Here is an 11,512-nt window from a genome sequence, read left to right as displayed (position 1 = left end):
TTCCTTCGCTCCGACATTCATCCGGGGACATTGCCCTCCGGTCGGCTTCGCTTCGACCTACATGCAATGAGTTCGACTGCGTCGAACGGCGCTGCGCGCCAATCCCCGGATGAACGCCTCCGCTCAGCCTCCCGAGGGGGCGGGTGGATCAAGATCAAGAGCTGCAGGCGAGCTAACGCTCGGCCTGTTGAGTGGTGAGCCGATCTGCTGTTGCTCCTCTGTAGGAGCGAGCCTGCTCGCGATGGACGTCAACGATAACGCGGGAAACCTGACTCACCCCGGCGCCCTCAGGTTTTTCGCGAGCAAGCTCGCTCCTACGGAGATGCACGCCGATCTGCTGTTGCTCCTACAGGTATGCGCGTCAATTCGCCACCCGAACCCCACCCAGACTCCCGCTCAATTCATACGCCGCCAGTTCCGCCTGATGCGCCGCCAGCAATTCCGGCAACGATCCACGCAGATACTCGACCCAGGTCTTGATCTTCGCATCCAGGTACTGGCGCGACGGGTAGATTGCATACAGGTTCAGCTCCTGCGAGCGGTATTTGGGCATCACGCGTACCAGCGTGCCGCTGCGCAGGCCTTCGATCGCGGCGTACAGCGGGAGGACGCCAACGCCCATGCCGCTGATGATCGCGGATTTCATCGCGTCGGCGGAGTTCACCAGGAAGGGTGAGCTGTTGATGGTGACCATTTCCTGGCCATCGGGGCCGTCGAAGGCCCATTTTTCCAGCGGGATCACCGGGCTGACCAGGCGCAGGCAGGCGTGGTTGAGCAGGTCGCCGGGTTTTTGTGCGCAGCCGTTGGCTTTGACGTAGGCCGGCGAGGCGCAAACGATGCTGTAGGTGATGCCCAGGCGCTGGGAGACGAAACCCGAGTCCGGCAGTTCGCGGGCGAGGACGATGGACACGTCGTAGCCTTCGTCGAGCAGGTCCGGCACGCGGTTGGCCATGGTCAGGTCGAAGGTCACGTCCGGGTGGGTCTTGCGGTAGCGGGCGATGGCGTCGATCACGAAGTGCTGGCCGATGCCGGTCATGGTGTGCACTTTCAGTTGTCCGGCCGGGCGGGCGTGGGCGTCGCTGGCCTCGGCTTCGGCTTCTTCGACATAGGCCAGGATCTGCTCGCAGCGCAACAGGTAGCGCTTGCCGGCTTCGGTCAGGGCGATGCGGCGGGTCGTTCGATTGAGCAGGCGGGTTTGCAGGTGGGCTTCCAGGTTGGAGACCGCGCGCGAGACGTTGGCCGTGGTGGTGTCCAGTTGCAGGGCGGCGGCGGTGAAGCTGCCGGCTTCGGCCACGTAACTGAAGGCGCGCATGTTTTGCAAAGTGTCCATGGGGTGCTCTCGGGTGCGATGGCAAATTGTGACACGAAGTTTCAGGGACTGAGACCCCCGACTTACGGATTATCTCGCTAACGGTAACAAAGATTCACAAGAATCCCAGCTTATCGCCATCAAAGCCCACCCATAGAATTGCGCGGACTGTAGGAGCCGGCTTGCTGGCGATGGCATCGCTGCGGTCATCCAGATGCACCGCGGTGTCTGCATCGCCAGCAAGCCGGCTCCTACAAAATCTTGTGCCTCCCTCCATTTCAGGAAATCGCAGCAGTGCCGCGTCGCATCAGCAGAGCGCTTCAGTCGCTCAGTGTTTTGGCTTTATCCCTGGCAATCAGCGGCTGCATCGGAACCGGAGGTATTGCCCCGCAGGGCAAGGCGCTGGAGGCCAATTCACTGGCCACCGACGAAGCGATCCAGAGCGCCGCGCAAGATGCGCACTGGCCCACCGCGCAATGGTGGCAGGCCTACGGCGACCCGCAGTTGAACCGCTGGATCGATCTCGCCTTGCAAGGCAGCCCGAGCCTGGCCATGGCCGCTGCCCGGGTACGCCAGGCCAGGTCCATGGCCGGCGTCGCTGAAGCGGCCGAATCATTGCAGATCAATGGCGAGTCCACCCTCAAGCGTCATAACTGGCCTACCGACCCGTTCTATGGCCCTGGCGAGCTGGCCAACAGCACCACCTGGGACAACAACGCAGCGCTGGGTTTCAGCTATGCCCTTGACCTCTGGGGCCGCGAAAGCAATGCCACGGAGCGCGCCGTGGACCTGGCGCACATGACGGTCGCCGAGGCGCGGCAGGCCCAGCTCGAATTACAGGACAACATCGTCCGGGTCTACATCGAGCTCTCGTTGCATTACGCGCAACGGGACATCGTCGAAGCGACCTTGAAGCAGCAACAGCAGATTCTCGAGCTGGCGCAAAAACGCCTGAACGGTGGCATCGGCACCCATTTCGAGGTCAGCCAGGCCGAGACGCCGCTGCCGGAAACCCATCGCCAACTCGATGCCCTCGACGAAGAAATCGCCTTGAGCCGCAACCAGCTCGCCGCTCTCGCCGGCAAGGGGCCGGGTGAAGGCGCGCGGTTGCAGCGGCCAACGTTGTCGCTGGGTGCGCCGCTGAAACTGCCTTCTTCGTTGCCGGCGCAATTGCTCGGGCAGCGCCCGGACGTCGTCGCCAGCCGCTGGCAAGTGGCGGCGCAGGCGCGGGGTATCGATGTCGCCCATGCCGACTTTTACCCCAACGTCGACCTGGTCGGCAGCCTCGGCTACATGGCCACCGGCGGTGGGGCGCTGGAGTTCCTGACCGGCAAGAAGCTCAACTACAGCGTGGGGCCGGCGATTTCGTTACCAATCTTCGATGGCGGACGTTTGCGTGGGGAGTTGGGGGAAGCCTCGGCCGGGTACGACATCGCCGTGGCCAGGTACAACCAGACCCTGGTCAATGCCCTGAAGAACATCTCCGACCAGTTGATCCGCCGTGAGTCCATGGACAAGCAACAGGCCTTCGCCGCCGAGTCGGTGGCCACTGCGCGCAAGACCTACGACATCGCGATGATCGCCTATCAGCGTGGCCTGACTGACTACCTCAACGTGCTTAATGCCCAGACCCTGCTGTTCAAGCAGCAGCAAGTGCAGCAGCAGGTTCAGGCGGCGCGGTTGAGTGCTCATGCAGAGCTGGTGACGGCGTTGGGCGGCGGTCTGGGGGCGGGCAACGATGTGCCGAAAGACAGTCAGACAGCAGCACCGAAAACCCCGAGCCTTTTGCGTTGAACACAAAACCTGTGGGAGCGAGCTTGCTCGCGATGAGGGCGGCACATCCAACATTGATGCCGGCTGATACTCCGCTATCGCGAGCAAGCTCGCTCCCACAGGTTCCGGTTTTCACTGGAATTTATTGAGCAGGATTTGATGACTCACTTGCCCGCCCCCTTGCGCTGGCTGTACTCCCTGGAATGGCGCCGGGGCTTCTTCGACTGGGCACGCAGCGACGGCGTGACCTGGGTCTACATCTTCAAGGTGCTGTTCGCGGCATTCCTGACGCTGTGGCTGGCCATGCGCCTGGAACTGCCGCAACCGCGTACCGCGATGATCACTGTGTTCATCGTCATGCAGCCGCAAAGCGGCCAGGTGTTCGCCAAGAGTTTCTATCGCTTTCTCGGCACCCTGGCCGGGTCGGCGGTGATGGTCGCGTTGATCGCCCTGTTTGCGCAGAACACTGAGCTGTTCCTCGGTTCGCTGGCGATCTGGGTCGGTATCTGCACGGCCGGCGCCGCCCGCTGCCGCAACTTCCGCGCCTACGGTTTCGTACTCGCCGGATACACCGCCGCGATGGTCGGCTTGCCCGCACTTGCCCACCCGGACGGCGCGTTCATGGCGGCGGTCTGGCGAGTACTGGAAATCTCGTTGGGCATTCTCTGTTCGACACTGATCAGTGCCGCCATCCTGCCGCAAACCGCCAGCGCCGCCATGCGCAACGCCCTGTATCAGCGCTTCGGCGTGTTTGCCCAGTTCGTCACCGATGGCTTGCGTGGCCGCAGTCAACGCGAGGCGTTCGAGGCCGGCAATGTGCGCTTCATTGCCGAGGCAGTCGGACTGGAAGGGCTGCGCAGCGTCACCGTGTTCGAAGACCCGCACATGCGTCGGCGCAATGGACGACTCAGCCGCCTGAACAGTGAGTTCATGGGCATCACCACGCGCTTCAATGCCCTGCATCAGTTGCTCGAACGCTTGCGCAGCAACAATACGGATCATGCCGTAGCGGCGATAAAACCGGGCTTGCAAGACCTCGCCGAATTACTCGACGGCTTCAGTGGACGTGCGCTGACCAGCGCCGATGCAGCGCGTCTGGTTACGGCGCTGAGCGCCTACAAGGCAGGGTTGCCGGCGCGGGTGCGCAGCCTGCGGGCGATCTTTCAGGAGAGCGAACCGAGCGACGACGAACTGCTGGACTTCCACACGGCGTACGAACTGCTCTACCGCTTCGTCGACGACCTGCACAGTTATGCACAGACCCACGCCTCCCTGGCCGATCACAGTCACGAGCGGGAGCGCTGGGACGAGCCCTTCACCCCGCAAACCAACTGGATGGCCGCGGCGGCATCGGGGATTCGCGCAGCGTTCATTCTGGTGGTATTGGGCAGCTACTGGGTGGCAACCGCCTGGCCGAGCGGCGCGACCATGACCCTGATCGCCGCCGCGACCGTGGGCTTGTCCGCCGCCACCCCGAACCCGAAACGCATGGCCTTTCAGATGGCCTGCGGAACATTGCTCGGGGCGCTGATCGGCTTCGTCGAGATGTTTTTCATTTTTCCGTGGATCGACGGATTCCCATTGCTGTGCGTGATGCTCGCACCGGTGATCGTACTCGGCTCGTTCCTGACTTCGCGACCGCAATACGTCGGCGTCGGCCTGGGTTTGCTGATCTTCTTCAGCACCGGTTCAGTGCCGGACAACCTCACGGTCTACAACCCCTACACCTTCATCAATGACTACATCGCCATGGTGCTGGGCATGCTGGTGTGCGCGGCGGCCGGGGCGATCATTTTGCCGCCCAACAGCCGCTGGCTGTGGCGCCGGTTGGAGCAGGACCTGCGCGGTCAGGTGGTGTACGCCATCAGCGGCAAGCTCAAGGGCCTGGCGTCGAGTTTCGAAAGCCGCACCCGCGATCTGGTGCATCAGGCGTATGGCTTCGCGGCGGGTCAACCGCAAGTGCAGCGGGACCTGCTGCGCTGGATGTTCGTGGTGCTGGAAGTCGGCCACGCGATCATCGAACTGCGCAAGGAACAGGCGATTCTGCCGGTGCATCCGGCCTATGCCGAATCCCAACCGTGGCGCCAGGCGATCCGGGTGATGGGGCGGGCGCTGGTGCGGCTGTTCCTGCAACCGAACAGCAGCAACCTCGAACGCGCGCTGATTGCCGTCGATCACGCGATCAGCCGTGTGCAGTCCACCGACGAACCCTTCGCCCCGCACTTCGATACCTCGGCGTTGCGCCGGGTGAAGAGCTACCTGCACTTCATCCGCACCTCGCTGCTCGATCCGCAATCACCGCTCGCCGCCTTCGCCAACAGCCAGCCCCAAGGACTTGAACATGCCTCGTGAAATCGCCTTCCACGGCGTGTACATGCCGACCATGACCCTGATGTTTTTCATCGCGGCGGCGCTTGCCTGGGCGCTGGACCGGTTCCTGTCCGGGTATGACCTGTACCGTTTTTTCTGGCACCCGGCGTTGCTGCGCCTGAGCCTGTTTACCTGTCTGTTCGGCGCCATGGCGCTGACTGTCTACCGTTGAGAACGTTCTGATGAAAAAGTTTTTCAGCCTGCTCGCGACCCTGTTGGTGCTGGCCCTCGCGCTGTGGATCGGCCGCTCCTTGTGGGAGCACTACATGAACACGCCATGGACCCGCGACGGCCGCGTGCGCGCCGACATCATCAACGTCGCCGCCGACGTCACCGGCGAAGTGGTGAACGTGCCGGTGCGGGACAACCAGTTGGTGAAGAAGGGCGATTTGCTGATGCAGATCGACCCCGAGCACTACCGTCTCGCGGTGAAGCAGGCGCAAAGCCTGGTGGCATCGCGCAAGGCAAACTGGGAGATGCGCAAGGTCAACGCCCATCGTCGCGCCGACATGGACAACCTGGTGATCTCCCGGGAAAACCGCGACGACGCCAGTAACCTCGCCGACTCGGCCCTGGCCGATTACCAGCAGGCCCAGGCGCAACTGGAAGCCGCCGAACTCAACCTCAAGCGCACAGAAGTGCGTGCGGCGGTGGATGGCTACGTGACCAACCTCAACGTGCATCGCGGCGACTACGCGCGCATCGGCGAGGCGAAAATGGCCGTGGTCGACATGAACTCGTTCTGGGTCTACGGCTTCTTCGAAGAAACCAAACTGCCCCACGTGCGCGTCGGCGACAAGGCCGACATGCAACTGATGAGCGGCGAAGTGCTCAAGGGCCATGTGGAAAGCATCTCGCGCGGCATCTACGACCGCGACAACCCGGAGAGCCGCGAGCTGATCGCCGATGTGAACCCGACGTTTAACTGGGTGCGTTTGGCGCAGCGGGTGCCGGTGCGCATTCACATCGATGAAGTGCCGGAGGGTGTGGTGTTGGCGGCAGGGATTACTTGTACGGTGGTGGTCAAGCAAAGTGATGGGGCATAACCGATAGACCAAATCGCCTGCTTCGCGAGCAGGCTCGCTCCCACATTTGATCTTCAGTGAACGATGAATTTATGTACGACACAAATCCAGTGTGGGAGCGAGCCTGCTCGCGAAGGGAACGACGCAGTCCGTCAGGCAGGCGTCGGGCGTTCACTCCTTGCAAAACGTCTCATGCAAATGCCGCCAGATCACCCGGCCATCGGCGTGTTTTTCGAACACAACCGTGGAGCGACGAACCGAGTGCTGCCCGGTGGCATCGGTCTGGTGCTCGCGGTAACTCACGGTCGCGCCACCGTCGTACAAGGCAATGCCACGCAACTCGCTGAGCTCGATGCGGAACCCGAGCTTCTTGCCGCCCGCCAGGGTGAACAATTCGTTCAGTGCGTCAAAGTCCAGCACCCGGCCGAGCGGCGAGATCATGGAGAACTGCGGCGAAAACCGGGCCAGAAGTTTTTCGAGCTCGGACGCGTCGCGCTCCTCGGCCAGCCATTGTTCGATGGCGACGTGGGCCTGGATTACTTCGTCGAAGTATTGGGTGTAGTCGGTCATTTTGTTTCCTGAAATTCTATGTTGTCTGTTCTGACGCCATCGTCTGATCGCAGCCCGGAGCAAGCCCGCTCCCACAGGTCATGCGCAGATTTTGAAATAGCGCCAGTCCTGTGGGAGCGAGCTTGCTCGCGATTGCAGGCGACTCGGTTTCAGAGCTGCCCACGCAACCCGAACCGTTTCATCAGCCCCAATTCCAGCAGCCCCTTGGGCAACAAACCCGCCAGCAGCGGCAACGCCCGGCTGCCATTGCCCAGACGAATCAGTCGCGGTGGCTTGTCCTGCTGCACAGCCTTGAGCAAACCGGCGGCGAATTCATTGGCCGGGGTCGGGTTGTCCTGAGAGGCTTTGGCCCGTGCGCGAATACCTTCGCGCAGCGGAAACCATGGCGATTGCTCGCTGATCAATTGCTCGGCTTCGTGCCCTGCATTTTTGGCGAAACTGGAAGCGATGGCCCCCGGCTGGACTTCCATGACCCGCACACCGAACGGCGCCAGTTCCATGCGCAGGACATCGCTCAAGGCATGCACGGCGGCTTTCGAGGCGCAGTAGGCACCGGCGAATGGCGTGACCAGAACACCGGACACGCTACCGATATTCACCACCAGACCCTTGGCCCGGCGCAGCACAGGGAACAACGCGCGGGTGACGCCGACGATGGAAAATACATTGGTTTCGAACTGGCGCTGCATGGCTGGCACACCGCCGTCGAGCAACGGTCCCATGGCGCCATAACCCGCGTTGTTGATCAGCACGTCGAGGCCGCCGGCCTGCTGGTTGATTCGCTCGCCCAACGCTTCCAGCGCCACGGCGTCGTTGACATCCAGTTGCACTGCCGTGAAACCCGCGGCGGTGAGAACCGCGACATCTTCAGCCTTGCGGGCACTGGCCCAGACTTCGTAACCGGCACCCTTGAACGCATCGGCAAGGGCGCGGCCAATGCCGCTGGAACAACCGGTAATCAACGCAACGGGCATGGCGCATTCCTTGTGCAAAAAATAGGGGAGGGATCAGTCGGAAAAACTACCCTGCAATCGCTCGGCGCGAAACTCCAGGGTTTCCGGACGGTAGCCAGGGCGCAACGGCGGCAGCGGCAAACAGTCTTCCCAGTTGCCACCGGCCTGCAATTCGCCGGGGCCACGATAGCGCGGGGCAGTGTATTGATTGTCGGCCAGGTTCACCGTGTCGCCAGGTGCATAAGCGGCGACGCGCCAGCGCAGTTCCGTGAGTGGTACGTCATTGCCGTTGTTCATCGTCAGTTTCAACGGACGGTCGGCCGGGCAGTGTTCGGGCGCATAGCTGATGCGCAGCTCCAGACGTTCCAGTTGCTTGAGTTCGCGATGGTCCATCCAGATGACCCAGGTGGCAACCAGGCCCAGCCCCACGGCGGCAGCCATGGAAACAGGCAAGGCCTTGGCCGGATAGCGCAGCAACAGGATCAGCCAGGTGATGACCAGCAGGACGCCGATGAACATGACGTAAATCTCGGGAGTAGAGAGGGTCATCCTACCTAAGCGCGGGTGGGGTTGGCGATGGGCGAAGCGTGGTGATGGCGTTTGAGGCCGTCAGTCTGAACTGTAACTTCTGACAGTAGCCGGGTATTTGCTAGACAGGCTTAGATGAGGGGAGTGTTTCCGGAGCGGCTACAGTGCCAGCAACCCTTTCAATCCACAGCCACACCCCGAGTCTGACGGCAAGTGACCCTCGGGGGTTGCCAGTCCGCGCCGTCGGTTACTGGCGTGACATCGACGGCGTGCCCCCTCAGGCACGGGTCAACCGTACGGTCCATGATTGGGCGGGGCGCGCAGTTGCGCAGTGGGATCCACGGTTGTTTCTGGACCCTTCGGCACCGGCCAATCTGCAAACGGTGTATGTCCTGTCCGGCTCGGTGCTAAGTACAAGCAGCGTCGATGCCGGATGGCGTGTGGCGTTGTTGGGGGAGGCGGGGCAAGCGGTTCATCTATGGGATGGTCGTGGGTCTGAGCGCAGGATGCAGTACGACACTCAGTTGCGCCCGGTGTCGGTGTTCGAACAGGCGGTGGGTGGCGAGGCGGTGTGCGTGGAGCGCTTGGGTTATGGTTCGAGCGATCAGACGGAGCACAACCAATGCGGCCAGTTGATCCGCCACGATGACTTGGCGGGCACGCAGTTGTTTGCCGAGTTCGGATTGCACGGTGTGGTGTTGGAGCAGACTCGGCATTTTCTCGACGACCTGACGCAGCCGGACTGGCCCGAATCGATAGTGGATCGCGATCTGATGTGGGAGCCGGGTGAGAGCGCCACCAGCCGTTCACACCTCAACGCGGCGGGCGATGTCGTTAAGCAAACCGATGCCAAAGGTCACCGCCAGTTGTTCCATCAAACCCTCGACGGCCAGTTGCGCGAAGTACGTCTGCAACTCAAGGCGGATCCCACCGCGAAAACCCTGGTCAGTTCTATCACCTACAACGCCCACGGCCAGACCGAACGGGAAGCGGCCGGCAATGGCGTGATCACCACGCTGAAGTACGACGAGCAGAATGGGCGCTTGATCCGCCTGCTGGCGCAACGCGGCAACGAAGCCTTGCAAGATTTGCATCACGAATACGACGCGAAGGGCAATGTGCTGAGCATCGCGGATGCCGCGCAGCCGATCCGTTATTTCGCCAACCAGCGGATCGAACCGGTCAATTACTACTCTTACGACAGTCAGTCGCAACTGATCGAAGCCACGGGGTGGGAAGCGGGCGGCGCCAGCAAAGGACCACACTTTTCGACCTTTGACGACCCCGCGCCCCGCGCCAATTATCGCCAGCGCTATCGATACGACACGGGCGGAAACTTGCTGGAACTGATCCACGAAGGACCGCAGAACCATGGTCATCGAATGCTCGCGGCGGCACACAGCAACCGTTGCCTGCCGGTGCTGGAAGGGAGGGAACCGGCTGAGGACGACTTCCGTAGAGGCTTCGACGGCAACGGCAACCTGCTCAACCTGCAACCGGGGCAGGCCTTGGCCTGGGATCTGCGCAACCAGTTGTGCGAAGTACGGCCGGTGGAACGTGACTCAGGTCTCAATGACCGCGAACGCTACGTCTACGGCGCCGACGGCATGCGCCTGCGCAAAGTCCGCGAGGCCCACACCAATGCCCGGATGCTGATCGCCGAAACCCGTTATCTACCCAATCTGGAACTGCGCACCAACAGCGGCACCGGCGAAATGCTGCAGGTGATCAGCGTGCAGGCCGGGCTCAGCAGTGTGCGGGTGTTGCATTGGGAATCGAAGGACAGCGCCAATGATCAGTACCGCTACCACCTGAACGATCATCTGGGCTCCTGCACCTTGGAACTGGACAAGGACGGCGAAGTGATCAGCCAGGAGCGTTATCACCCCTATGGCACCACCGCCTGGTTCGCCGGACGCGGGGAGGTGGAGGCGAGTTATAGAACTGTGCGTTATTCGGGGAAGGAGCGGGATGCGACGGGACTGTATTACTACGGGTTCAGGTATTACGTGCCTTGGTTGCAGCGGTGGTTGAATCCGGATCCGGCGGGGCCTGTCGATGGGCTTAATCTGTATAGCATGGTTAGAAATAACCCGATCAGTTACAGAGATGCAGATGGTCTGGAGCTGCTGCCGTCTAAAGCCGCAGGCAAAGTTAAGTCGGGGGCTCTTAAAACGCTGGAAATAGAGGTTAATACTTTTAATTTGTTTTTCTTTAAGACTCAGCTTCCAAAAAAGACGGTGAAAGTCCTGGATGGGGCGTCAGGCTTATATCAGGGGAGAGACGATTTTGAAGTTGTAGAAATTGGGGTGGGTAGCAGAGAGGATCAGCGCAGGCGAAAAGAGTCTGGCGTCATGGATACAGACGAAATGAAGGATGTACTTGAGAGTTACAGGGAAAAATATGCTGGTCTGGCTAAATCCCCCATCGTTACGAAAGCCAAGGATGCTGCGAAACAGAAATGGAATTTCAAGGCTGGTGAGTATATTTCAGGGGAGCTGTCAGACTCGCTGAGGCGGGAAGGGATAATGCGAGTTATGGATTTGATGTCGGGGAAAAAACCACACACACGGCTGTTTGCGCTCATTAATAAATCGGACCGTGATAAGGAACCTGCACAACGAAAGGTTTATGGCTTCACGATGATGACCCTGACATTTCCTTTAGAAAACGAGGACGCAGAATTGACGGTCGATTATACCGTGATTGATCCAGGCTCTCAGCTGAGTGGAGAGCAATTGCGTCGCGCCATCGACGAAGAAGGGGTAGCGAAAGATACCTTGAGCCTTCGTGGTGCCGGAACTTACTTGACGATGAATGCGTTGAATCAAATCGAAGAAACTGTAAACCTAAAAAAAATCAGGACACAGGCGATAAACCCTCGCTCGCAAGCTATGACCCTTGGATGGGGAGATGCGCGGCCTCTGTAAAAGGGTGCCTGTCGAGACAATAAGTAAGCCCCCGCCCAACCCGCTGCGGATAGG

Annotated in this window: 9 protein-coding genes; 5 read left to right on the top strand and 4 right to left on the bottom strand. The window is 61.0% G+C overall.

Features of this window, described 5'->3' with window-relative positions:
* Positions 1-361: 361 nt before the first annotated feature.
* Positions 362-1,330, bottom strand: coding sequence for a LysR family transcriptional regulator (locus tag AB4O16_RS11270; protein WP_160386649.1), 969 nt, complete (start codon positions 1,328-1,330; stop codon positions 362-364).
* A 273-nt stretch (positions 1,331-1,603) separates the two neighbouring features.
* On the opposite strand from AB4O16_RS11270, the gene AB4O16_RS11265 reads away from it, so the two are divergent.
* The 4 genes from AB4O16_RS11265 (at position 1,604) to AB4O16_RS11250 (ending at position 6,498) form a co-directional block, all read left to right on the top strand.
* Positions 1,604-3,103 carry an efflux transporter outer membrane subunit gene (locus tag AB4O16_RS11265; RefSeq protein WP_460157740.1) on the top strand — a complete coding sequence of 500 codons (1,500 nt, stop codon included), beginning with the start codon at positions 1,604-1,606 and terminating at the stop codon, positions 3,101-3,103.
* Positions 3,104-3,241: 138 nt separating this feature from the next.
* The gene (locus AB4O16_RS11260) at positions 3,242-5,434 is read left to right on the top strand and encodes an FUSC family protein (protein WP_460157739.1); all 2,193 of its coding nucleotides are present in this window, start codon (positions 3,242-3,244) and stop codon (positions 5,432-5,434) included.
* Entirely contained in the window at positions 5,424-5,624 is a 201-nt protein-coding gene (locus AB4O16_RS11255) for a DUF1656 domain-containing protein (RefSeq protein ID WP_160386644.1), read from the top strand. Before AB4O16_RS11260 ends, AB4O16_RS11255 begins: the two co-directional genes overlap by 11 nt.
* A gap of 10 nt (positions 5,625-5,634) precedes the next feature.
* Positions 5,635-6,498, top strand: coding sequence for an efflux RND transporter periplasmic adaptor subunit (locus tag AB4O16_RS11250; protein ID WP_160386642.1), 864 nt, complete (start codon positions 5,635-5,637; stop codon positions 6,496-6,498).
* Between the two features lie 150 nt (positions 6,499-6,648).
* Here AB4O16_RS11250 and AB4O16_RS11245 read toward each other — a convergent pair whose 3' ends face one another.
* From AB4O16_RS11245 to AB4O16_RS11235, 3 genes are all read right to left on the bottom strand, one after another.
* Positions 6,649-7,047, bottom strand: coding sequence for a DUF4440 domain-containing protein (locus tag AB4O16_RS11245; protein ID WP_460157738.1), 399 nt, complete (start codon positions 7,045-7,047; stop codon positions 6,649-6,651).
* A gap of 149 nt (positions 7,048-7,196) precedes the next feature.
* A complete protein-coding gene (locus tag AB4O16_RS11240; RefSeq protein WP_460157737.1) occupies positions 7,197-8,021 on the bottom strand; it encodes an SDR family oxidoreductase in 825 nt (274 codons plus the stop codon).
* A 33-nt stretch (positions 8,022-8,054) separates the two neighbouring features.
* Positions 8,055-8,519 carry a multidrug transporter gene (locus AB4O16_RS11235; protein ID WP_150715477.1) on the bottom strand — a complete coding sequence of 155 codons (465 nt, stop codon included), beginning with the start codon at positions 8,517-8,519 and terminating at the stop codon, positions 8,055-8,057.
* A 173-nt stretch (positions 8,520-8,692) separates the two neighbouring features.
* On the opposite strand from AB4O16_RS11235, the gene AB4O16_RS11230 reads away from it, so the two are divergent.
* Positions 8,693-11,458 carry an RHS repeat domain-containing protein gene (locus tag AB4O16_RS11230; RefSeq protein ID WP_460157736.1) on the top strand — a complete coding sequence of 922 codons (2,766 nt, stop codon included), beginning with the start codon at positions 8,693-8,695 and terminating at the stop codon, positions 11,456-11,458.
* Positions 11,459-11,512 lie beyond the last annotated feature (54 nt).

The sequence above is a fragment of the Pseudomonas sp. S2_H10 genome, from assembly GCF_054668285.1.
This window is presented reverse-complemented; position numbering and strand designations above follow the sequence as displayed.

Excerpts from the sequence above, each read along its gene's own strand:
- AB4O16_RS11270 (WP_160386649.1), bottom strand. The coding sequence starts at position 1,330 with ATGGACACTTTGCAAAACATGCGCGCCTTCAGTTACGTGGCCGAAGCC.
- AB4O16_RS11260 (WP_460157739.1), top strand. The coding sequence starts at position 3,242 with ATGACTCACTTGCCCGCCCCCTTGCGCTGGCTGTACTCCCTGGAATGG.
- AB4O16_RS11255 (WP_160386644.1), top strand. The coding sequence starts at position 5,424 with ATGCCTCGTGAAATCGCCTTCCACGGCGTGTACATGCCGACCATGACC.
- AB4O16_RS11250 (WP_160386642.1), top strand. The coding sequence starts at position 5,635 with ATGAAAAAGTTTTTCAGCCTGCTCGCGACCCTGTTGGTGCTGGCCCTC.
- AB4O16_RS11245 (WP_460157738.1), bottom strand. The coding sequence starts at position 7,047 with ATGACCGACTACACCCAATACTTCGACGAAGTAATCCAGGCCCACGTC.
- AB4O16_RS11240 (WP_460157737.1), bottom strand. The coding sequence starts at position 8,021 with ATGCCCGTTGCGTTGATTACCGGTTGTTCCAGCGGCATTGGCCGCGCC.
- AB4O16_RS11235 (WP_150715477.1), bottom strand. The coding sequence starts at position 8,519 with ATGTTCATCGGCGTCCTGCTGGTCATCACCTGGCTGATCCTGTTGCTG.